At 51.2% G+C, this 21,673-nt stretch carries 22 protein-coding genes; 14 read left to right on the forward strand and 8 right to left on the reverse strand.

The window, feature by feature from the left end:
- Positions 1 to 5: 5 nt before the first annotated feature.
- Together L1889_RS17425 and L1889_RS17430 are read left to right on the forward strand one after the other, a co-directional pair.
- Positions 6 to 725, forward strand: coding sequence for a glycosyltransferase family 25 protein (locus L1889_RS17425; RefSeq protein WP_238666279.1), 720 nt, complete (start codon positions 6 to 8; stop codon positions 723 to 725).
- Between the two features lie 540 nt (positions 726 to 1,265).
- Complete coding sequence (locus L1889_RS17430; RefSeq protein ID WP_238666280.1) at positions 1,266 to 1,976, forward strand: DUF4351 domain-containing protein; 711 nt, start codon at positions 1,266 to 1,268, stop codon at positions 1,974 to 1,976.
- A gap of 179 nt (positions 1,977 to 2,155) precedes the next feature.
- On the opposite strand, the gene L1889_RS17435 is transcribed toward L1889_RS17430, so the two are convergent.
- Positions 2,156 to 3,427, reverse strand: coding sequence for a sugar transferase (locus L1889_RS17435; RefSeq protein ID WP_238666281.1), 1,272 nt, complete (start codon positions 3,425 to 3,427; stop codon positions 2,156 to 2,158).
- Between the two features lie 272 nt (positions 3,428 to 3,699).
- Here L1889_RS17435 and L1889_RS17440 point away from each other — a divergent pair, with 272 nt between their 5' ends.
- The 5 genes from L1889_RS17440 to L1889_RS17460 are packed head-to-tail and all read left to right on the forward strand — an operon-like array spanning position 3,700 to position 8,479.
- Complete coding sequence (locus tag L1889_RS17440) at positions 3,700 to 4,521, forward strand: glycosyltransferase (protein WP_238666282.1); 822 nt, start codon at positions 3,700 to 3,702, stop codon at positions 4,519 to 4,521.
- 33 nt (positions 4,522 to 4,554) lie between these two features.
- Positions 4,555 to 5,346: an ABC transporter permease gene (locus L1889_RS17445; protein ID WP_308217699.1), complete on the forward strand. Its 792-nt coding sequence runs from the start codon at positions 4,555 to 4,557 to the stop codon at positions 5,344 to 5,346.
- A gap of 9 nt (positions 5,347 to 5,355) precedes the next feature.
- Positions 5,356 to 6,108, forward strand: coding sequence for an ABC transporter ATP-binding protein (locus L1889_RS17450; RefSeq protein ID WP_238666283.1), 753 nt, complete (start codon positions 5,356 to 5,358; stop codon positions 6,106 to 6,108).
- 23 nt (positions 6,109 to 6,131) lie between these two features.
- Entirely contained in the window at positions 6,132 to 6,401 is a 270-nt protein-coding gene (locus L1889_RS17455) for a hypothetical protein (RefSeq protein ID WP_238666284.1), read from the forward strand.
- Positions 6,401 to 8,479, forward strand: coding sequence for a glycosyltransferase (locus L1889_RS17460; protein WP_238666285.1), 2,079 nt, complete (start codon positions 6,401 to 6,403; stop codon positions 8,477 to 8,479). Before L1889_RS17455 ends, L1889_RS17460 begins: the two co-directional genes overlap by 1 nt.
- 8 nt (positions 8,480 to 8,487) lie before the next feature.
- Here L1889_RS17460 and L1889_RS17465 read toward each other — a convergent pair whose 3' ends face one another.
- Genes L1889_RS17465 through L1889_RS17475 form a run of 3 tightly spaced genes read right to left on the reverse strand, consistent with a single transcriptional unit; the run spans position 8,488 to position 10,204 of the window.
- Positions 8,488 to 9,471: an asparaginase gene (locus L1889_RS17465; RefSeq protein ID WP_238666286.1), complete on the reverse strand. Its 984-nt coding sequence runs from the start codon at positions 9,469 to 9,471 to the stop codon at positions 8,488 to 8,490.
- Positions 9,472 to 9,488: 17 nt separating this feature from the next.
- Positions 9,489 to 10,022: a GntR family transcriptional regulator gene (locus L1889_RS17470; protein ID WP_238666287.1), complete on the reverse strand. Its 534-nt coding sequence runs from the start codon at positions 10,020 to 10,022 to the stop codon at positions 9,489 to 9,491.
- Positions 10,007 to 10,204, reverse strand: a complete 198-nt coding sequence (locus tag L1889_RS17475) for a GntR family transcriptional regulator (RefSeq protein ID WP_238666288.1) — start codon at positions 10,202 to 10,204, stop codon at positions 10,007 to 10,009. The genes L1889_RS17470 and L1889_RS17475 overlap by 16 nt, the downstream gene beginning before the upstream one ends.
- A gap of 149 nt (positions 10,205 to 10,353) precedes the next feature.
- On the opposite strand from L1889_RS17475, the gene dctP reads away from it, so the two are divergent.
- From dctP to L1889_RS17510, 7 genes are read left to right on the forward strand one after another with little or no spacing between them, the layout of a single operon-like run.
- Positions 10,354 to 11,355: a TRAP transporter substrate-binding protein DctP gene (gene dctP, locus L1889_RS17480; protein ID WP_238666289.1), complete on the forward strand. Its 1,002-nt coding sequence runs from the start codon at positions 10,354 to 10,356 to the stop codon at positions 11,353 to 11,355.
- A gap of 29 nt (positions 11,356 to 11,384) precedes the next feature.
- Positions 11,385 to 11,894, forward strand: a complete 510-nt coding sequence (locus tag L1889_RS17485; RefSeq protein WP_238666290.1) for a TRAP transporter small permease — start codon at positions 11,385 to 11,387, stop codon at positions 11,892 to 11,894.
- Positions 11,891 to 13,207: a TRAP transporter large permease gene (locus L1889_RS17490; RefSeq protein WP_238666291.1), complete on the forward strand. Its 1,317-nt coding sequence runs from the start codon at positions 11,891 to 11,893 to the stop codon at positions 13,205 to 13,207. The genes L1889_RS17485 and L1889_RS17490 overlap by 4 nt, the downstream gene beginning before the upstream one ends.
- 25 nt (positions 13,208 to 13,232) lie before the next feature.
- On the forward strand, positions 13,233 to 13,385 hold the full coding sequence (locus tag L1889_RS17495; protein WP_238666292.1) for a hypothetical protein: 153 nt from the start codon (positions 13,233 to 13,235) through the stop codon (positions 13,383 to 13,385).
- A complete protein-coding gene (locus L1889_RS17500) occupies positions 13,382 to 14,350 on the forward strand; it encodes a DUF1989 domain-containing protein (protein WP_238666293.1) in 969 nt (322 codons plus the stop codon). The genes L1889_RS17495 and L1889_RS17500 overlap by 4 nt, the downstream gene beginning before the upstream one ends.
- A 57-nt stretch (positions 14,351 to 14,407) precedes the next feature.
- Positions 14,408 to 15,646, forward strand: coding sequence for a M24 family metallopeptidase (locus L1889_RS17505; protein WP_238666294.1), 1,239 nt, complete (start codon positions 14,408 to 14,410; stop codon positions 15,644 to 15,646).
- Between the two features lie 4 nt (positions 15,647 to 15,650).
- The gene (locus L1889_RS17510) at positions 15,651 to 16,943 is read left to right on the forward strand and encodes a RidA family protein (protein ID WP_238666295.1); all 1,293 of its coding nucleotides are present in this window, start codon (positions 15,651 to 15,653) and stop codon (positions 16,941 to 16,943) included.
- 320 nt (positions 16,944 to 17,263) lie between these two features.
- Here L1889_RS17510 and L1889_RS17515 read toward each other — a convergent pair whose 3' ends face one another.
- From L1889_RS17515 to L1889_RS17530, 4 genes are all read right to left on the reverse strand, one after another.
- Positions 17,264 to 18,301: an LPS O-antigen chain length determinant protein WzzB gene (locus tag L1889_RS17515; RefSeq protein WP_238666296.1), complete on the reverse strand. Its 1,038-nt coding sequence runs from the start codon at positions 18,299 to 18,301 to the stop codon at positions 17,264 to 17,266.
- A gap of 202 nt (positions 18,302 to 18,503) precedes the next feature.
- Positions 18,504 to 19,397 (reverse strand): IclR family transcriptional regulator, encoded by an 894-nt coding sequence (locus L1889_RS17520; RefSeq protein WP_308217700.1) that lies wholly within the window; start codon positions 19,395 to 19,397, stop codon positions 18,504 to 18,506.
- Entirely contained in the window at positions 19,394 to 20,113 is a 720-nt protein-coding gene (locus tag L1889_RS17525; protein WP_238666297.1) for an SDR family NAD(P)-dependent oxidoreductase, read from the reverse strand. The genes L1889_RS17520 and L1889_RS17525 overlap by 4 nt, the downstream gene beginning before the upstream one ends.
- Before the next feature lie 36 nt (positions 20,114 to 20,149).
- A complete protein-coding gene (locus tag L1889_RS17530; RefSeq protein WP_238666298.1) occupies positions 20,150 to 21,661 on the reverse strand; it encodes a tripartite tricarboxylate transporter permease in 1,512 nt (503 codons plus the stop codon).
- Positions 21,662 to 21,673: the final 12 nt, after the last annotated feature.

Below are 21,673 nucleotides of genomic sequence, written 5' to 3' on the forward strand. Positions count from 1 at the left end.
AAGGTGTGAAAGTCTTTGTTATTAGTATGAAAAACTCTACTGACAGGCGTCTTAAGGTAGAGCAAGCTCTAGCGAATGTTAGCTTTGAGTTTTTTGATGCTGATAATCTTAGCGATAATTCTGAACATTTTATATTTTCTTTGTATAGTCCGGAAAAAACCAAAAAGTACAAAGGCTATGAACTGACAGTGCCCGAGTTGGGTTGCTTTGCTAGTCATATTTCGCTTTGGCGTAAGTGCGTTGAGTTAGGCGAGTCCATATTAATCTTAGAAGACAACATTGAAGTCGTTAGCGAACTTCCTGAATATTTGGATAAAGTTCATGAGTTAAGTGATAAATACGGCATATTGAAGATTTATAATTTATTCAAAAGCAATTACAAGGTCTTCGAAGAGGTAGAGGGCAAATACAAAGTAGTCTCCAATTTGAAAAAGAGTGGTTTAGGTACTCAAGCTTATGCGATTAGCCCGAGGGTTGCTCAAATTTATTTGAATATTGTCCCTGGTTTTTTTGAGCCGGTAGATAACTTTATGGAGCATGAGTGGCGCACTAAACAGACAGTTTATAGCCTCATACCCTACCTTGTTCAGAGGGGGCCAGTGAATTCCACTATAGGCAAGCGAAAACTTAAGAATGGTATGAGCGCTTGGAGCAAAGTTATGCCTGAGCTATATAGGTCTTATATAACAATCCGTCGTGCTATGTATAACAAGTTATTTAAATAAATCATCTTGGTAGATGGCAAATGAACTGAGTTTATGCAGCAAATTGCTGACTGGCAGCTAAGGGTAGAGCCGCTAAGCCAGCACACAGAGGGTCGAGGGGACGACAGCACAGAGATCACCTCATCGGCCACCAATGACCCAGCAGGGACATTCCTAGCCAAGGTGAGTTCTGCGAATAGGCAGCCACTATAAAACTTCCTACAGTGAGTAACTCCACTTCACTGACAGGAAACCAGGCACATGGCTGAGTCCCAATCTAACTACGACAGCCCGTGGAAAGACGCCCTGGAGCAGTACTTCCCCCATTTCATGCACCTGCTGGTGCCCGGTCTGCACGAGCAAATCGACTGGTAAGAGCCCATCACCTTTCTGGACAGCGAATTCCAGGCCATCAATCACGGCTCTGTTAACGGTAAACGTTACGCCGACAAACTGGTTGAAGTCCGTGGTAAAGACAACGCCTACTTCTGGATCCTCGTACACGTCGAAATCCAGGGCGGGCGTGTCACCCCTCGCAGGTTGACGCAATTTAGCAAACGTATGTACCAGTACAACTACCGTATACACGACCATCATGGCGAAGTGCTATTTCCTACAGGGCAACGCCCGCAAGCCGTGGGTCTGATCAGCCTGGGGGTATTAACTGCCGGCAAAGGGCCCGCCACCGAACTCGTCTACCAGCGCGACATCCTGGGCCTCTGCAGTACGCAATTTCGTTTCCCTGTCGTATACTTAGCGAACTGGCTAGACCGCTGGGACGAGCTTAAACAGTTGGCCGCCACCAACCCCTTCGCGGTGCTGATCATGGCCCAGTTACAGTCCCAAAAGGCTGGCAAAGATGAACGGCAAAAGCTGCTATCCAAAACCGAAATCATGCGGTCGTTATACGCCTATAGCTACAGCGTCAACGACACCAAACAGCTGTTTCGCCTGATCGACTGGATACTAATGACCCCACCAGAACTAGAGGCTGAATTCACGCAAGCCATCACGGCGATAGAACAGGAGCATAAAATGACTTACGTCAACACCGTAGAGCGCTATGGCCGAAGAATAGGCAAGCAAGAAGGTAAGCAAGAAGGTAAGCAAGAAGGCGAAACCTCCGTGTTGAAACGTCAACTGATCCACAAGTTCGGCCCCCTTTCACCAGAAGCCCAGGAACGCTTGAGCCAAGCGACGTCGACGCAACTGGAAGCTTGGTCATTAAACTTGCTAGACGCCAAGACCCTGGATGACGTGTTTCTTAACTAAAGCGTTGCGACCTTGCTAACGATCTTCGGTACCACGGTTAAACTTCAGAATGGTATCGAGGCGCGGGCAGCACCGCTCAACGCTAAGCCAGCACACAAAGGGTCGAGGGGACGACAGCACAGAGATCCCCTCGAATGACACAGGGCGTGACGAATGTTGCCGCAGTCGACCGGTGGCGCTTACCTCGCCCCAAACCCCGTCAGCACAGTTTTCGCCGTCAGCAGCAATATATAGATATCCAGATAAACCGAAGCGTGCTTTATGTAGTAAAAATCGTGCTCAATTTTAAACTGGGTGTCGTCAGTATCGGCGGCATAGCCTTGTCTTACCTGTGCCCAGCCTGTGATCCCTGGTTTGACCACATGGCGATACGAATAAAAGGCCAGGGCGTCGTCAAAGTGTTTCGCAAAGGTGGGCTGTTCTGGCCGAGGGCCTACCAGCGACATTTCGCCTTTTAGAATGTTTAGGAACTGCGGTAGTTCATCGATGCGATAGCGCCTGATGATCGCCCCTATTCGTGTCACACGCGGGTCTTCGCTTTCTGCAAATCGTGCAGGGGCATTGTCTTCGCAGTACATGCTGCGAAACTTATAAATCAAAAACTCCTTATTGCCTTGTCCTACGCGTGTTTGCTTATAGAGTACCGGGCCTGGGCTGTCTAGTTTGATTGCGATGGCGGTAATAGCCATGATGGGTAACGTAATGGGCAGGCTAAGAAAGACAACCAGCCATTCCAGCAGGCCTTTAACGACCAGGTACGAGGTGCTGGGTAACAGCGCACCCAGGTTGTTTTCGGCCATGCGCATAATTCGGGAACGGCCTGTAATGGCTTCAAAGACCACGCTTGAGTCATACACAGCAATTTTGTCTAATACGCAGTGCGTCACGAAGCGCTGCCAGGGCTCGCTTAAATGAGCCAGGTCGGCTACTACCCCGTCGTAGCGTACTCCCTGCAAGTCAGGTTCATATAAGGGTCGAGCTTCTACTTCGCCATACTTCAGCAGCTCGGCGCAGTTGCCTTGCATGATCAGCGCCATTTTGGGCCGCCTGAAGCGCTTTCCTATTTGATAGTCCACACAAAACCAGACCAATGCTAACAAGCCGCTTGTTACTAACAGGAAGCGTGAAAGTTCAATTCGTAAAAGCAGACTGACCAAGGCGCCAATAACGTAAATAACAAATACCTGGCCCAGCACGACCCCCATGTTCTGGCCGCCGGGGTAGTGGTTGATGGTTTTCGATACCAAAAAATAGGCGATCAGCAGGCATGAGGTGGCCGTGAGCATTCCCCGCCACAGGCCCAGATCTGTCGAGCGCCAGAACTCCAGACCCCAGTAGCTGATGGTGGGTAGCAATACGGTAATAAGCCATCCGCATACAAAGGAAAACCAGCGGGCAAGCAGAACTTGCTCGTAAAGCTTGGTGTAGCGGCGGGTGCTGAGTGGAGTCATAAGGTGGCGTAAATAGTTGGCTATTTACTGTAGAGCTTATGTCTGTTTTAAACCTTAGTTTGAGCCGTTACAGTGTAACGGCCTGTATGGTGGTTTTGCTTGTGAAAGGGCTTTTTTAAGTGCTGGCGGCAGTGACTTAACATTTGGCTAACATGTTGATTTAGCGCCATTTCGTAGCGTTTTGATGCATTTTTTGCGCTGCTCTGCGTTACGGTGAGTGGGTGACTGTTTAACAGGAAACTAACGCGGTTTAACCTTGATCCGCCTGCTTCATGAACCCACCAAAACTTAGCCTTCTTATGTCGGTGTATCAGGGCGATACACCAGAGCAGCTTTCCGCCGCTTTACGCAGCGTGGCGCTTAATTCTGTTGTGCCGGACGATATTGTTATCGTCATTGATGGGCCGATTAGTTCGGCTTTGCATTCGGTTTTACTGCAATGGTCAGCCGCTTTGCATTTACGCTTATTTCCTTTGGCAAAAAATGGCGGCCTGGGCGAAGCCTTGTCCTATGGCTTGGAGCATTGCAAACACGATTGGGTGGCGCGCTTTGATGCCGATGATCTCTGTTTACCTCATCGCTTTGAAGCACAGTTACGCTTCATTCGTGAGAACCCTGGCATTCATGCTTTTAGCTCGCCAGTGCTTGAGTTCTCCAGTCACCTGTCGCTTCGCAATTTGCGCTTGCGCAGCGTGCCGGTGGGCGAACAGCAGTTGCGTGAATACGCTATCCGCCGCAATCCTTTTAATCATATGTCGGTGGTCTTTTACAGGCCCGCTGTACAGGCTGTAGGTGGCTATAAAAGCTTGCCCCTTTTTGAGGATTACGGCTTGTGGGTGCGCATTCTGCTGAATGGCTCCAGGTTGAACAACATGAGTATTCCTTGCGTGTATGCGCGCGCGGGTGGCGATATGCTGGGCCGGCGCTGCGGCTGGCGCTATGTGTGTCTGGAATATCAAGCAATGCAGCAATTTAGGAAGTGGGGCTTTTTGACCGTGGCTCAACTATGGCTCAACCTGGGGCTGCGTTTGCCGTTGCGTCTGTTGCCGCCCAGCCTGGTCGGGCTTTTTTATAGTGCCGCATTACGCCGATAGACGGCATTCAGGGCGTGTTTAAGGCTTATATTTATGCGTAGTTATTTGCAGCAGGGCTGGCGTGACATTTGGAATAGTGTCAACGCTTCGAACCTGTGGTTGTTGCTTGGGTGGGTAGAAATTCGACAGCGCTATGCGCGCTCTAAAATCGGGCCTTTCTGGCTGACGATCAGCATGGCGGTATTGGTTACCGCCCTGGGCCTGGTGTATGGCACGTTGTTCAAGGCCGATCTTAAAGACTATTTGCCCATGCTGGCCATTGGTTTTGTGTTTTGGGCCTTTATTTCTACCAGCATCAACGATGGCTGTAATGCCTATATTGCTGCCAATGCCTATATTAAGCAGGTGCCTACGCCGCGTGGCATATTTGTTTTTCAAACAGTATGGCGCAACCTGATTATTCTGGCGCATAACTTTGTCATCGTGGTGCTGGTGCTGCTGATTTTTAAAATCGATTTCTGGCGCCATCTGCCTTTATTTGTTCTGGGCTTTCTGCTGGTGGTCTGGAACCTGCTCTGGTTGGTTACCTTCCTGTCGCTGGTGTGCGCGCGTTTCCGAGACCTGCCACAAATTGTGGCCAGTTTCATCCAGGTTATTTTTTACATTACGCCCATTTTGTTTAAGCGAGACATGCTGGATAAATACCCCTTGCTGATTGACCTTAACCCCTTTGCTCACCTGATTGAAGTAGTGCGCTCGCCCTTGCTGGGCCAGCAGGTGCCTGCTGAAAGCTGGTGGGTGTGTTTGGTGATGGCAGTGTTGGGTTCGCTACTGGCACTGTTTATGCATGGTCGCTACCGTGCACGCATTCCGTATTGGGTATAAGGGGGCCAGATGCCACATGTAAAAGTTAAAGGGCTAACCGTTGAGATGCCCGTTTACGAACTCAGCAGCCGTTCGATGAAGCTGCGCTTGCTGGGTAGCCTGGCGGGTAGCCGTATTTCCTCCAATCAGGGTGGGGTTACCGTAGTCAAAGCGCTGCAAGACATTAATTTTGAGTGCGAAGACGGTGACAGAGTAGGGCTGATTGGTTCTAACGGTTCTGGTAAGTCTACCTTGCTGCGGGTGTTGGCGGGTATTTACGAACCTTCTGTTGGCCAGGTGCAGGTTGATGGCAAGGCCGTGGCCTTGCTGGAGATGGGGCTGGGTATGGATGATTCGTTAACTGGCTATCAGAATATCAAGCTGCGCGGCATGTTGCTGGGTATGAGCCCCGACGAAGTCGCCGAAAAAACCGCCGAAATTGCCGAGTTCACCAGTCTGGGCGATTACCTGCATTTACCTATTCGTGCGTATTCATCGGGTATGCGTATTCGTCTGGCCTTTGCGATTTCCACGGCGGTCGAGGCTGAGCTGCTGTTGCTGGATGAAGTCATTGGGGTGGGCGATGCGGCGTTTCTGGAAAAGGCCAATGCACGCCTGCGTGATTTTCAGGAACGGGCCAGTATTGTGTTCATTGCCTCTCACTCAGGCGAGGTGATTTCCGATATGTGCAACAAGGTCATGTGGCTTGAGGGCGGCCAACTGCGTTTTATGGGCGACGTAGCCCAGGGCCTCAAAGCCTACTCTGATTCGTTAACGCACTAAGCGGTTATCCACAGGACATTCTTATGGTGAGCTTGCACCCACACATTAAAAAAGCAGCCTTTGTGGTGGATATACGGGGCTGGGCTTTTGACACGATTGCCAGATCAGTGCAGCAGCGCTTGGCGGGCGATCTCCCCGTGACGATATTTTATTGGGACGACTATGCAGATCCTTCTAAGCTAGTTAAGGATTTGGCACAGGGGCAGTTTGGCGTGGTGCATTTTTTTTCCGCGAGCATCTGGCCTTGTTGCTCAGCACAGTTAATGTGGATTCCCGGCATTTTCAGTTCTTGATGAAGGCGGTTGTTACCTCCCATGTTCCTGACTACCTTTACAGTAGTCATGTAGAGCTGGCTGAGCGCTTGCCGCTGTTTGAGTTTGTGGATGCTTATTTCACGACAAATCAAGACCTGCACCAGCTGTACCGCGATGATCCCTTATTGCCTGCCCCCGCTTCTATTATTTATGATTGGCCGCACTTGCCCGAGCCTGAGGCTATTAACAAGACTGCAGTCGATGAACCACTTACGGTGATGTGGTCGGGCAATTCCAAATGGGGTGAGTACGCCGGTTACGGTGACTATAAAGGATTAAAGGGGGTAATTGAGCCTGCACTGGCTCAGCTTAAAGAGCGGGGTTTTACGCTGCGCTTTTTATGCATGGATTCATCCACCAAGCGAGTAGAACATAAAGAGATTTTGCGTCAGCTTGAACAGACCGATGTGCTGTTGATTGCGTCCGAAGAAGAGGGCACGCCGCTGACCTTGATCGAAGCCATGTCCAGGGGTTGTGCGGTGATCAGCACTGATGTGGGCATTGTCTCTGAGGTTTTACCTGAAAGCAGCCAGGCCCTGATTTGCCCTCGTACTGAAGATGATTTTGCCGAAGCCTTGCAGGGCTTAATCACCAATCGTGACGCTTTGGCCCATATCCAGGCTGACAACCTGCAGGCTTATCACGCTCATTTTGGCGAGCAAAGCCCGTTGCGCGAGGCATGGCTGCAATTTTTTAATGGTGCTTATGAGAACAGCTTGCAAAGCGGCTACGAGCGCAAGCGTGCTGCCATTTACGACACTTCGGGCGCATTACGCCGCTGGCTGGTGTCATCGGCCCGGCGCAGCGCCTTGCTGGCAAAACGCTGGGGCGTGGTCGATACCTTAAACGGCTTGTCGCCCCTGTTTGCGCAGGCTTACGGCCGTATTATTCATGGCGCGGGCCGGCATAAAAAGCTCAGTTATCAAAAAATGGCCAAGGTTTACCAGCGTTTGGTGCAGCAACTGGACCCAACGCAGCCGGTGGTCATGTATGCCCCTATGTGGAAAGGGGTAGCGGCCTCAACCGAGTCATTGTTCACCGGCAATTTAATTCGCTTCCCCTATTTTGACAGCGAATTTCCTGAAGTGGCCAACCATGAATATCTCTCCCAGTTGGTTGAGTTGCTGACAGAGCATGCCGCAACCAAACCTATTATTTACAGTGGTGGCTCGTTACTCCATCTTTCGGTGGCCAAAGCCGTGCGCGAAAAAAACAAGAGCGCCAAACAATTGTTTATGTGGCATGGCTCGCCCGCACAGTTTGTGGAGTCATCACAATATGCCCACTTCACCTTGTGGCGCAAAGCCTATGACCGTGGAATTATTGACGGCTTTATCAGCGTAAAGCCCGAGCTGCACCGCACCCTGGGGCGCATGGGCATACGTGCCTTTAATTTCTATAACCCCATACCGCCTGTCCCAACGTTTGTGGCCAGTCGCGCTACCCGTGGAAAACGCGTGCAGGTGGGCTTATTTTCAGCCATGAACTCGTGGTACAAAAACCCGGACGTGCAGCTCCTGGCCCTGGCCGGACGGCGCGACATAGCGCTGCATACCACCTTAGACCGAAGCTCGGTCGAATCCATGCGCATGAAAATAGGCAAAATCCACTTTTACGACCACATGCCCCGGCGCAAATTCTTAAGTGTGCTGGCCCAGCAAGACGTGGTCTTGTACGTAACCAATACAGAGTGCTCACCCATGACCGCTCTGGAATCGTGGGCCTTTAACATCCCCTGCATCGTGGGTCCCGCCGGCGACATCTACTCGGCCTGCAGCCCGCGCCTGGCCGAACTATTGGTCGAGCCCCAGGTAGACAACCCCACCGCCATCTCGCAACGACTGGATCTGGTGCTGCAGCACAAAGAAGAAATCCGCCAATTGCTGAGTGAACACAGGCAAACCTACAACCAGGGCTTTGAACGTGAACGCGACCAGCTCGTTCAAAAGCTATTTAGCTTTACCCCCACGAAACGCCGTAGGCCTAAAGAGCAAACAGCCGATAAACCCGGCTTTAAAACAAAGGCCCTACCAGTAGAAAACTCGGTAGAGCCCTAGAGACGCTGTTAGCCTTGTCCATAACGTTCTAGCTGCAGTGGCAATTCATGTCGGGCAACGTCGGCTCCAATCAACGTGGCTAATAAAAGGCGGGCTTTATGGGCAGTTAGCCAGTGAGCACTTAGCAGACCGCGCTCGAATAGATCGGTCTCAGAACCAGGGAAGCCGTAGGTTGAGGTGAAGACGGGACCTTTACTGACGCGTGATGTCAGGATCACAGGCATCTGTCTGGTCAATTTCTGCAATGGAACGACTAGGTTGGCTGGTACGTGGCCAACGCCCATTCCCTCTACCACTACGCCTTCGTAGTTAAGTGATGGCAAAGCATCCAAAAGGTCGCTGTCGCTCCCCAAGCCCGCTTTCACAACGGCTACTTTTCCGAAGCGTTTAGGCTGCAAATAGGCATCACGCTGGTTTGGCCTTCGAACAATCCGAATTTGCTCCTCAAACACATACCCTAGTGCGCCACCTTGTAATGAAATAAAGGATGAGAGCAGGGCTTTGTGAGACTTCTCTACAGATCGGGCAGCATGGATTTCGTCATTTAACACCACTAGAACACCAAGGTTTCTTGCCAAAGGGCTTGCAGCAACACGGATGGCAGCCATTAGATTTGCAGGGCCGTCGGCACTTAAGGCCGTAGCGCCGCGCATGGCGCCAGTCACGACTGTAGGGGCAGGGGTGTTGGTCAGAATATCCAGCAAATAACTGGTTTCATCAATGGTGTCTGTGCCTTGTACGATAACTGTGCCGGCATAGTCATTAGAGCCATTTGTCTGGATTTGTGTTGAAAGTTCCAGGATTTCAGCAAGTTCTAAAGAGGCTCCTGGTTTTAAAAAAGGCGTTTCCACCACTAATGTTGCCACTTTCTCGACATCGGGAATAAGTTCGATTAAGTCGTCGCCAGACAAGGTCGGGGTAATACCGCCTTGCGATGGCGCCATAGTGATTGTGCCGCCTAGAACGATCACGCGTACAAGGGGTAAATTCATAGCAGTGTCCTGAAAAGTTATGCCGTATCTTCCGCTAATACTTTTAAAACGACTTCATAGGTACTCGTTATGTGAGCCTGGCTGGCAGCCAGCGAGCCGGGCAGGTTCCGCTCAAGGACTTGTTCCATCAGGGCTCTGTGCTCGACCAGATCGTCGCGATAAAGAAAGCCTCTTGTGACAGCAATTTGCCGGTATCGATAAGCTTGGTCAAAGAGTATTTCCCAAAAACTTTTAAGCCATTGGTTGTCGCAGCCGCTGATCAGGCTGTAGTGAAACTCGCGATGTGCAATATCCCAGTCAGCCGAGATCAGCCCGGTGACCGGGTCAATGGCCGTTCTCCGAGAAAGTCGATGAAAGTTCGCCACGATGCTGGCTTCCCAGTCATCCGTTCCTACCTCTAGCGCACGGGTAAGGGCCAGAGCTTCTAAGGCTACCCGGGCGTCGGTAATTTCTCTGAAAGTGCTAAGGGTAATGGGGCTGACCCTGAATCCGCGCTGCCCTTCCATGTCTACGAAGCCTTCGCTGCTTAGGCGCATTAGCGCTTCACGCAAGGGGTGTATCCAATGCCAAGCGCTGTTTTTAGCCGTTCCAGACGTAGAGGGCTACCGGGCTCCAGCGTTGCCGATAGTATTTGGCGCTTGATTTCAGAATAGCCCTGTTCGGCCAACGTCACGGTTGGTGTCTGCGCACTAATGCCACCCATAGACTGATGAAGCTGCTGCTGACGATTCACTTTTGTTCCTTAAGCTCGTTTTTACGTTTCAAGTCACTATTATACAGAAACTAACCAATTATACGATTTGTGTAATTATCGATAATTTTATATTGACTCGAAAATACTAGCTATGTATATTTAATCTACAAATATAAATGGAGTGAGACATGATTGCACAACCGTCACCTGGACTGCGTATTTTGTGCGTAGCTACCGTCATAGCTCTTGGGCTAGCTGCTACGCCAGCTCAAGCTCAGAAGATCGTCCTGAAAGGGATTACGCCCTGGTCTGCTGATTACGATCTCAGCAAGGCATTTTTTATGTTTGAGGAGTTGGTAGAGGAAAAACTGGGTGACAAGGTCGAGATCCGTTATTTGGGCGGTCCGGAAGTCTCTGACCCCAATGACCAGTTCTCCGCATTGAAAAATGGTGTGGTTGACGTATTGCTGGGTGCGGCTGCTTATTACCGAAGCGATGTGCCATTGTCGGCGGCGGTGCAGTTCACCAGCCTCCTGCCTTCTGAATTACGCACCAGCGGCTATTTCGACCTGATGCAGCAAATTCATAAAGAGGGCGGCGTCTATTATTTGGCCAATACGTCCGGTGGCAACAAATTTCGTCTCTATCTAAACAAAGAAATATCCAAGCCTGATTTCTCGGGCTTGCGACTCCGTGGTTCACCTGTGCAGTTACCCATGATCAGGGCCTTAGGCGGTACTCCCATTTCTATCTCACCGGGCGATGTCTATACCGCGCTTGAGCGCCATGTTATCGACGGCTATGGCTGGACCTATAGCGGTATTGACACCTTTGGCTGGAATGAAGTCTCTAAATACGTCGTCAATCATCCTTTTTATTCTCTGGATGGGGCCATTCTGATTAACCAAAAGGTCTGGGATTCGCTGCCTCAAGATGTGCAGGCGGGGCTAAACGAGGTCGGGGTCGAGCTTGAAAAGCGCGTCGAAAAATCGATGGGAGAAATTCTAAGCAACGAAGATCAGAGGCTGGAGAAGCTGGGGATGAAATTCATCACATTCTCAGAGGCCGATGCAAACTATTTTCAAGAAACCGCATTGAAAGCGGGGTGGGACGAGTTCTTGCGCATGAATGCCAAGACCTTTGAAAAAGACCCGGCCCTCGCCGAAAAGCTGCAGCAAACAGCTAACTAGTTTCAGCCCATGCTCTAGAGGATAAAACTATGTTTTTTAGAATCTATCACAGAAGCTTGGATCTGATGGCGGGTATAGCAGCGTTGCTTATTCTGCTCGTTACGCTCGGCATCTCTGTTGATGTCTTTACTCGTTATATCACTGGCAGGCCAATTATCTGGATGTTCGACGTTTCTCAATACGTCCTTTTATATATTCCATGCTTGGGGATGGCGTGGCTGGCGCGCGAGCAGGGGCATATTGCTATTACGACTTTTGTTGAGATGGCTTCGCCGTCTAAAGTCGCTGCGATTCGGTTATTGACCACGCTGGCCAGTGCGATTACATGCTCGGTGATTGCCTATTGGGCCTGGATAGTGCTGTTTGAAAAGATCAGCAGCGGATCGGTTTTTGTACAAGCTATTGAAGTGCCTGAGTCGTGGGTGTATTGGGTAATCCCGGTGGGATTCAGCATGACGGCATTCGAATTCTTTCGACAACTAAAGGGTAAGCCTTATGTCGTTGAGTCGAAGCTCTCGGATCAGGAGCCATCAGCATGATGTGGTATGAGATCTTAGGGCTGATCATTGGGGGCACGCTTGCGCTACTGGGCGTAGGTATGCCTGTTGGTTTTGCCTTGGCTGCGGTGACGCTGCTCGGAATCCTGTTTACCCAGGGATGGGGCAACCCCTTTATGCAATATGTGGCAAGTGTGAAGTCGTCCTTGAGCGTTTTTACCTTACTGCCAGTGCCCTTGTTTGTGCTCATGGGCGAGATACTGTGGCATTCGCAAATAGCAGGTCGCGCACTAAAAGCTTTGGACATGCTGCTAGGCCGGCTGCCCGGCCGCCTTAGTCTGCTTGCCATCGCGAGCGGCACTTTGTTCTCCACCTTAAGCGGCTCGACAATGGCAAATACCGCGCTGTTGGGAAGGCTGCTCGTGCCCGAGTTAAAGGCTCGTGGCTATAGCGGGGTGATGTCGATGGGCCCCATTATGGCATCGGGAGCCTTAGCCATGCTTATACCGCCTAGCGCTTTGGCCGTTATTTTTGCATCGGTCGCAAAAGTTTCTATAGGGAAGCTGCTTTTGGCCCTGATTGTGCCTGGCTTGCTGCTTGCCGTTCTTTATGCTGTTTTCGTTGTCGGCGTTGCTCTTCGATACCCCAAGCTAGCCCCGGCGTATGACATAGAGAAGGTGCCGTTTAGCGTTACCGCCAAGGCTTTGCTGATTGACGTTGTGCCTTTGCTGTTTGTGATTATCACGGTAGTAGGCGTCATTTTTCAAGGCGTGGCAACGCCGACTGAGGCAGCTGCAGTCGGCGCTTTGGCTTCCTTGATCCTGGCGGCTGCCTACGGCGGGCTGAGCGTGCTTAAGGTGAGCAAAGCGTTGATGGATACATTACGAATTACCGTGATGATGCTGACCATACTGGCGTCGGCGATAGCGTTCAGTCAGTTGCTTGCCTTTACGGGAGCAAGCCGGGGCTTGCTGGAGTACGTGCTCAGCGGGGATCAAACCGCTTTGATCTTCATCGCAATGACTATGTTGATGATTTTAGTGCTGGGCATGTTTTTGGAGCAGATCGCCATCATGATGATCACCTTGCCCATTTTGATGCCCATTGTTGCTGCGCTATCAATCGATCCTCTGTGGTTCTCGGTATTGATGCTGATAAACCTTGAGATTGCATTGATGACGCCTCCTTTTGGGATGCTTTTATTTGTGATGGGAAGCGTCACTGATGATCAGACTAGCATGTCCATGATCTGGCGGGCCGCGTTGCCCTACGTGCTGATTAACGTAGCCGTTATTGCGCTGATTATGTTTGTTCCTGCCATTGCCACGCTCTTGCCCAATGCCGCCTTAGGCTAATAACTCTAACTACCCGGAGACAAAAATGAATTCCTTAACGGTTCCATTTACTCAACAGCAGTTGATACTCATCGCGGACAAGTTGAAGTGCGACCCATCCTCCGATGAGTTCAAAGAAAAATTAATCGCAATGTTTCGTTTATATGCAGAGCAGCGTCTGGGGAGGGAATACAAATGACAATTAAAAATTTTGGGGAAGTCACTTATCAGGATGTTATGCAGCCGGTCACGGGCCGTGCCATTCCGATGAAAGCGGGGCAAACACTGCATATCACGTTGATTGAAGGCCCGCAGTGTGTTGATTTCAACTGTTTTGGGCTGCATGATTACCGGGAAAGAATGTCCGTAGGACACATGCGACGCAGCGGCTTCAGAGCAGAAATCGGCTCGATTATCTGGAGTGCACCGCCGCGATTTAATCCCATGATGGTCTTGGTTGATAAACCGGACAATTGCTTAACGGATCTGCTTGCCGCGCGTTGCCACGCAACGCAGTTTGAGCGAGAACGTCATTACCCTGGAACGCATACCAATTGCCAGGACACCCTGGCTGAAGCGATTGCCGAGTATGGGCTAACGCCGGACGATGTACACGATTCGCTTAACTTCTGGATGAATACAGGATGGGATGATCAGGGAAACTTCATTCCTAATGTCAGGCTAAACAGCGGGAAAAAGGGGGATACCGTTGTTCTGATGGCCATGATGGATGTATTGGCTGTGCCTAATGTATGTGGCTCAGGAGATCTTTCAAATACGTCTAACTTCTGGTTTAACCCTGTTCAGGTAGAAGTACGTGATCCGTCAGCAGAGACTCGTGGACTCACCGAAAAACTTCTCAAACAGCATACTGGTTTTTTCAATCAGCGCACGCCAGATCAGTTCAAGGCTAAGCACCAGGTCGCCAATAGAGAATGTGTAAGGAATGAGGAGTACGTACCTGAGTATGTGAACTTCCCAATCCAGACCCGGGATATCGCCTTTTCCTTAAGCGATTCCGACATGGAAAATTTAAAGCAACTGATGCGTCGGGGGACTGGGCCGGACCTTGAAAGTGTCTTTCGCTCGGCGGCCTTGACATGGTTCACCAAAAATCACACACCGCAAATAGTTAAAGAATACCTTCCGGTTGCGGAAGACTAGATAGCCTGCAATAGGTGGCTTTCAAACTGTTGATGAGATTTTATTTTGGAGCATACAGTGACGACTAATTATGATGATTTTTCGGTAGATATTGATTTTAGTGATACGGAGCGCGAGCGACGCTGGCGTGAAGTACGCTGGCGAATGGATCATGCGGGTCTGGATGCCCTTTTAGTCTGGGGCAACGAAACCAAGTGGCAAGCCGGTTTAGCAAATAATCGCTACTTATCAGGACGAGTTGCGCCGGGTTGTATTTTGTTTCCGCTAGAAGGCGAGCCAGTGATCTGGTCAGGCTTTCCCCATGATGTCACCCCTTACGGCGCATTGGCCGGCGGCTGGATTCAGGATACCCGAGCCGGACAGCAGACGACTCGCGACATTATCAAGACCCTAAAAGACCGTAACTATAATTCAGCAGCAATCGGCGTGGTTGGTTTTGGTACGACGCGCCCACGTGTTATTTCTGAAACTGTGCCGTATCAACAGTTTTCCGAAATCAAAACCGCTCTTGCACAGGTTCAGTTTATTGATAGTGCCTGGTTGCTGGAGCAAGCCAGGCTGATTAAAAGCGCAGAAGAAATAGCGGTGCTCCGGCGTGCTGGGGCTTTGGCCCGTGAAATGGCTCATGCTATGTATGACTCCGCCGTGGTGGGGGCTCACGAGTATCAAGTGTATGCCGCTATGCTGCATGCGTCGCTGAGTCGGGGCGGCGAGGAAGAAATGAACTGGATGTCATCAGGTGCTGTGCCGCCGCCACACGGGAAACGCCCTCCTTCTTCAGCACGCCGCCTTGAGGCGGGCGATATTATCGTATCCGAATATCACGCTCGCTATAAAGGCTATCTCGCAGGTGCGGAAATATCTATTTCCTTGGGTAAGCCCAAAAAGGAATATGAAGAGATTCATGAGATCTGCGTTGCTTCACAGCTTTCGGGCATTGCAGCAATGAAACCTGGACGCCCCTTTGCTGATGCTGTGCTTGCTTTTAGAAAACCCATCATTGATGCAGGTTTTAGCTCTGTAGAGTGCGGGCTGCATGGACACGGCTTGGCATCACCAGAGTTTCCGAGCACCATGTATGGCGGTAAAGGCGGGGCCTGGGAAGAACATGCTTATGCACGCATACCTAGCATTAACTTTCAGGAAAACATGGTGTTCGCCACGGCATCTGATGTGTTTAACCCTGAGTGGAGTGAAAAAACGGGTCTCATGTTGGGTCGAACCATCGTTATTACTGCCGACGGCCCGGAGGAAATTACCGGGATTCCCTTAGAGTCTCAACTAAAGGTGGTATAGACCTATGAGTAATTCCAGCCCCGCGCCCCGCTTCATTTTTCATCCAGAAGCACCCGACTCCCGTATTCCCCTTGCTGCTGTGGCAGGCGACCTGGTGTTTTACGGGGGAGGAGTGGCAGCACATCCCCTGAAAGGGGTGCCGGAGGGGATAAAAGCGTTCGACGGATATCCCAACCATTGGTCTCAGGTGAACCGCGAACTCTATTACATCTACGATGTGATGGCTCGCGTACACGAGGACGCAGGCTCGAGCCTGCACCAGCTTTTAAAAATCAACAGTTGCCATACTGATGAGAAAGATGTCTACGAGGCTTTGCGTCTCCGTCCTGTTTTCTTTGGGAAAACACCGCCTCCGAGTACGCTGGTGTTGGCTCCGGAGCTGACGGTCCGTAGCGCTAAGGTAGCTGTGGATAGCATTGCCTTATTGACTAATAGTGCTCAGCCGCGGCAAGCATTGACTCAGTCTACCGATAATGCGCCTATGCCCCCTCATCAGAAAATATGGGGCGACACTATCTATTCAAAGGCCACTAAAGGGGGAGGGTTCATTTTCACATCCGGACGTACTAATAACGTTATCGGAGGCGCCTCAGACCATGTGCTTAAAGGCCATCCCGATTTGCCGTACCAATACGATCACGCTGAATCCTCCTGTCGCCTTATGCTGGATTACTTATTAGACGTGCTGCAATCGTATGGGGCCAGCTTCTCCCATGTGGTTAAGGCGGAAATCCATCTTAATGATATGAGCCAGATCGCCGCTATAGAGCGAGTTTGGAAAGATGTCTTCGCTGATGAGCCGCCTGCCAGAATATTTATTCCATCGACTTTTCCCACTCCCTACAGCACTATCGAGATAGAGTTCATTGCTATTGATCCGAATGGGCCATGGAGCAAAACAACCTATCCGCTTATTCAGCACGGAAAGTCGCCGTTTTGCGAGCCTTTTGCAATTAAAGCCGGACCTTATTTGTTCTTTTCAGGTTTGTCCGCAACCGACTACGAGCATGGGCTAGCACCCGAAGCAAAGCTAAGCTCCGCCTTTCCGTTTCACGAGAACGCAGTCTACAAAGAACTGGCTTATATCAAGCAAACCCTAAAGAAGCATGTTGGGGATTTCACACCACTACGATGTAAGTTTATGAGTACAAGGCTAGAGGATTACGGTGCATTTCAAAACGCATGGGAGCGTGAGTTTTCCATAACCGCCCCTACCACTGCTTTTAAAACCTTAGGGCCTTTACCGATTCCGGACACCAGCTTTCAACTGGATCTAATTGGATGGCAACCGACGTAATCAGTCGCTCATTGGTGTTGCGAAATCAGATAAAGCTTTAAGGAACTTGTTTTCCCCCTATCGATCTCCAAGCATCTTAAGTCCGTTCGCGCCGTTCCGCGCGAGCGCTTTCGGGGAGCGCCGCGACCCGTGCAAGAAGCAGGAAAAAGAGAGCGCTGTTCGAAGCGCGCAGCGCAAGTTCGCGAACGCCTGCTTCTTGCACGGGTCAAGGGCAGTGCGCAGCACCGCTCAACGCTAAGCGAGGGCGGAACGGCGCGAACGGACGACAGCACTGAGATCTCAGCACGCAACAACAAGTCTGAAGCGCTGCTGTTATCCTATCAAGACTTAGGGCTAGCCAGCCACCCCCGCATCAAGGCAAGAAACACACCCAACATGCCACCCAACACAATACCCAGCAACAAGATCAGTGCCTTTTTGGGCTTGATCGGATCTTCAGGCGGCACAGCCGCGCTATCAATGGTAGCTACAGTCAGCCGCTCGGGCTGCAAATTGACGGTTTTAAGTATGTCCAGCTTACGCAGCAACTCAGGCAACTTGTCAATGTAGGGATCATTATTCTGACGCGTCTGCAAAAGCTTCAGCTCTGACTCCAGGGCATTCGTACCCCGCAGATAAGTCGTCTCGCCAGTATAGGAAGTAATTAAATTACCGCTATCAGGAGGAGTCTCCAGACGTATGGCCTGTGCCAGCTGCAAGGCCTCTTGAATACGGGCAATCTGATGCGAGCGTTCCCGTTCTGCACTGGCACGCAAAGTCGAGACCTGAGTCTCCGTACTCTCTACGCGTACATTAACGGCACTGTCCAGCGTGTTAATGACTTCTTCGCGGCTACGGGCAATGGCCTGGTCTAAATACTTATTGGTCCAGTCGCTTATGGTAACCGGAGCTTCACCTTGTATTGCCACGGTGGCCAGATCAGACGTATTGGCTTTGGGCAGGGTGACCGTAAGAATCTTATTAAAACCTTTCCACAATCGCTCGCGCTCGGCTGGGGAAGGCTCGGGCTCAATCACCGGTAGGTATTCATTGTTAAAAAAGTCTAGCTTTAGGCTTGCCGAATTCAGGTGACGCAAAAATATTTGATAAGCCTGTTCGGGCGTAAGCTCTTTAAAGTCTTTATCAATTTGCGTGACAATATTGTAGCTGGCCAGGTCAGCCGGTGTAGGGGGCAGGGTGAGTACTTCGGCCTCGTAAACGGGCGAACTTAAAAAAGCATAAGCAGCAGCCACAGCGGTAACAATGACCGTGCAAACCACAATTAGCACTTTTTGCTTCCATAATGTACAGGCGAGATCGCGCAAATCGATTTCGTCGGAGTTATTGTTCACATGGTATTGCGCTCGGTCTTCAGACACTCGGGCCTCTTTTTAACAGGGTTTAGCTCAGTCTTGAGTATATCGGGTGAGTATAAAGGCTAAAGGCGCAATATGATGACTAGAAATGACAAAGCTTGGCAGTCTGTGACGCCAAGCTTTGTCAGAAAGCCGGTAAAAGTACCGTTATCTTGTGTGGCAAGATGGTGAAGCATCTCTTTAGCGCAAGCGAAACTCAGTTTTTCTACCAGATTTTATCGCTGCCTGACGAATCAGGACTTTGCGCAATGCGCCGTGAAATCGTTTGGCAGGCAGCCAGCAAAGGCTCGACGTAGGCCTCAATGGGGTCGCTTTTTTGCCTGAAGCGCAAGGTACTGACACTGATCGCGGCTACGGGACGATCGTTAGCGCCACGTATGACCGCTCCGAAGCAGTAGATGCCTGTTTCATTCTCTTCGTCGTCTACCGACCAGCCCTGTTGCGCGATTTGCTCAACCTGCTGATACAGGTGTTCAGCGCTGCTGACAGTATTGGCCGTGTACTGTGGAAAATCCAGGCCCCGGATTACGGCATCTCGCTCGGCTGCAGTCAGTGCGGCCAGGTAGGCTTTGCCCACTGAGCTTGAGTGCATGGATACATTTGAGCCTATATATGAGTCCATGCGTACAGCGCTGGGGCTTTCCAGTTTTTCTATATACACCATGTGCTTGTCGTTAGGCACGGCCAGATGCACGGTTTCGCTGGTGATGTCGCGCAGGTCTTTCAGGGCTTGAACCGAGGCAAGACGTAGTTCTGAACGGCCCCAGCTGCGGCTGGCAAGCTGTATAAGCCGAGGCCCTAGCTGGTAGGTGCCCCCGCGTAGTGACTCAACCAGCAGCCCTTCGGCCACCAGACCGGCCACAGTTCTGTACACCGTAGGCCGGGGATAGCCGCTAAGGCTGGCTAGTTCGGGTACAGACAGGGCTTCGGGGTTGTCCGAGACGATCTGCAGTAAATGCACAAACTTCGAGAATGCAGCAGTGCCTGTAACTTTGGCAGCAGCAGGGGTAGGTGTATTCATGAACTTAAAAAAGGCCTCTCTATAAAGACCATCCGGGCTGTATTCAGCCACGGATGGAATAAGCTTAATGTCGTTCAAGCGATAAGATAGCCGCCGTCTACAGGAAGTATAACGCCTGTCATAAAGGCCGCTGCGTCTGAGCATAGGAAGGCAACGGCTTTGGCCACGTCGTCGGGTGTGCCCCAGCGGCCTAGCGGTGTGCGATTCAAAATAGGCTCAGAACGTGCCGGATCATTTTGCAGTGCTACGGTCAGCGGAGTGGCAATCCAGCCAGGGGCGACAGCGTTTACGCGGATGCCGTCTTGTGCATAGGCCAGGGCCAGTGACTTGGTCAATTGCGCGACGCCACCCTTGCTGGCTGCATAGGCTGGCACCAGCGAACCACCAAAGAAGCTCAGCATCGATGCCATATTGACGACTACGCCATTGCTTTGCTTGAGCAGCGGACGAGCGGCGCTGCAAATACGCATAGTGCCGGTCAGGTTGACGTCGACGACCTGCTCAAATACATCAAGCTGATGTTCATCGCCGCGGCGAATAATCCCCGCGCAGTTGATCACAAAATTAAGAGTGTCTACGCCGTCGAACAGACGCTCTACGTCTTCAGCCTTGCTGACGTCGGCATGCTTGATCTTAACATCTGGTAACAGCGAGCCATCGCCATTATCAATACCTACCGCCGTGACCTTTGCGCCAAGCTGTTGTAGATAGTTGGCAATACCAGCGCCGATGCCTTGAGTCGCACCGGTTACGAGTACATGTTTGCCTTGAAAAACGTTTGCTTCAAATGTCATAAGGATGTCTTGGTTAAATGCAGGGTAATTAAATAATCAGGCGCTGGCTAAAACGACTTTTTTGCGGATGAGCTTGCGAAGCGAGCCACCGAATATCAGCAAAGCCCAGATCAGCAGGGTGGCAAAGCCAAGCCACATGGCCGTGGGCCGATCAAAGAACATCCACAGGTCGCCATTCGCTTTAATCAGCGACTTCATGAAGTTTTCTTCAATAATGGGTCCCAGTATCAGTGCGAGAATCAGGGGTGCCGTCGGAAACTCATTTTTTTCAAGAAAGTAGGCGAGTACGCCCATGCCCATCATGATGCCCACGTCAAACAGCGAGTTGTTGGCTGAATAGGCGCCGACAATACAGAAGATCAAAATCAGGGGATAGAGCACGCTGCTGGGTACTGACAGCACTTTTCCTGCACAGCGTATGGCCACCCACCCAAGGGGGATCATCAGCAGGTTGGCAAGTACAAAAACGATGTAGATGGAGTAGACCAGCGGCCCTTCAGTCGTAAAGACCATGGGACCGGGGGTAATGCCTTTCATCAGCAGCACACCGATGACGATCGCCGTGACCGTATCGCCTGGAATGCCGAACACCAGGGCAGGTACATAGGTACCGGTTAGCGAGGCATTGTTCGAGGCGCTGGCGGCAATAATTCCTTCAGTGTGGCCGGTGCCGTATTTTTCGGGTGTCTTGGAGAAACGCTTCGAGATGGCGTAGGCCACCCATGCGGCGATATCCGCACCGGCACCCGGTAAAATACCGACAATGGTGCCCACCGTGGTACCACCGGCGATGGAGCCTTTGTGTTCCTTGATGAGTTTTCCGGTGCCTTTAAAGACAGCACCCGGCTTTAACGGGGTGGTGACGGCTTGTGGTCCACTAAGCGTGGGGATTTTACGCAGCAGCTCGGCCACCGCAAAAATACCAACCATGGTGGGCAGGATCGCGATTCCTGCGGCCAGGTCCATGTTGCCGAAGGTAAGCCGTGGCATCCCCATCACGCTATCAATACCGACCATGGCAAACAGCAGCCCCAGGCCCAGCGAAATACAGCCTTTTAACGGCTTTCCGCGGGCAACCAGTACCGCGCTTGACAGGCCCAGCAGGGCTAGCCAGAAGTATTCGTCACTGGTGAAGCTCAATGACACCCGCGCCAATGCGGGTGCAAACTGCGAAATCACCAGTACGGCGATAATTCCACCAATCACCGAGCAAAGCAGGTTCAAGCCCAGTATCTGGCCTGCGCGGCCTTTTTGGGCGATCAGGTAAGCATCATCGGTATAGGCCGCCGAGGCAGGAGTGCCCGGAATGCGCAGCAGCGCCGACGGGATATCGCCCGCGAATATAGTCATGACCGTCGCGGCAACAATGGCCGAGATGGCCTGTACAGGACCCATGAAAAAGGTCAGAGGCACCAGCAACGCGGTTGCCATCGTCGAGGTCAGGCCCGGGATTGCTCCCATGAACAGGCCGAACAAGGACGCGCCTAGAATGGTTGCCAGTACGGGTATGCTAAATACCTGGTCTAAGGCATTGATAAAATCGAGCATTATCGTGGTCTT

This window comes from Paenalcaligenes niemegkensis, from assembly GCF_022230885.1.
In the GTDB taxonomy this organism is placed as follows: domain Bacteria; phylum Pseudomonadota; class Gammaproteobacteria; order Burkholderiales; family Burkholderiaceae_B; genus Paenalcaligenes; species Paenalcaligenes niemegkensis.

Coding starts and splice junctions, on each gene's coding strand:
- L1889_RS17430 (WP_238666280.1), top strand. CDS start 1,266: ATGTACCAGTACAACTACCGTATACACGACCATCATGGCGAAGTGCTA.
- L1889_RS17435 (WP_238666281.1), bottom strand. CDS start 3,427: ATGACTCCACTCAGCACCCGCCGCTACACCAAGCTTTACGAGCAAGTT.
- L1889_RS17440 (WP_238666282.1), top strand. CDS start 3,700: ATGAACCCACCAAAACTTAGCCTTCTTATGTCGGTGTATCAGGGCGAT.
- L1889_RS17445 (WP_308217699.1), top strand. CDS start 4,555: ATGCGTAGTTATTTGCAGCAGGGCTGGCGTGACATTTGGAATAGTGTC.
- L1889_RS17450 (WP_238666283.1), top strand. CDS start 5,356: ATGCCACATGTAAAAGTTAAAGGGCTAACCGTTGAGATGCCCGTTTAC.
- L1889_RS17455 (WP_238666284.1), top strand. CDS start 6,132: ATGGTGAGCTTGCACCCACACATTAAAAAAGCAGCCTTTGTGGTGGAT.
- L1889_RS17460 (WP_238666285.1), top strand. CDS start 6,401: ATGAAGGCGGTTGTTACCTCCCATGTTCCTGACTACCTTTACAGTAGT.
- L1889_RS17465 (WP_238666286.1), bottom strand. CDS start 9,471: ATGAATTTACCCCTTGTACGCGTGATCGTTCTAGGCGGCACAATCACT.
- dctP (WP_238666289.1), top strand. CDS start 10,354: ATGATTGCACAACCGTCACCTGGACTGCGTATTTTGTGCGTAGCTACC.
- L1889_RS17485 (WP_238666290.1), top strand. CDS start 11,385: ATGTTTTTTAGAATCTATCACAGAAGCTTGGATCTGATGGCGGGTATA.
- L1889_RS17490 (WP_238666291.1), top strand. CDS start 11,891: ATGATGTGGTATGAGATCTTAGGGCTGATCATTGGGGGCACGCTTGCG.
- L1889_RS17495 (WP_238666292.1), top strand. CDS start 13,233: ATGAATTCCTTAACGGTTCCATTTACTCAACAGCAGTTGATACTCATC.
- L1889_RS17500 (WP_238666293.1), top strand. CDS start 13,382: ATGACAATTAAAAATTTTGGGGAAGTCACTTATCAGGATGTTATGCAG.
- L1889_RS17510 (WP_238666295.1), top strand. CDS start 15,651: ATGAGTAATTCCAGCCCCGCGCCCCGCTTCATTTTTCATCCAGAAGCA.
- L1889_RS17525 (WP_238666297.1), bottom strand. CDS start 20,113: ATGACATTTGAAGCAAACGTTTTTCAAGGCAAACATGTACTCGTAACC.
- L1889_RS17530 (WP_238666298.1), bottom strand. CDS start 21,661: ATGCTCGATTTTATCAATGCCTTAGACCAGGTATTTAGCATACCCGTA.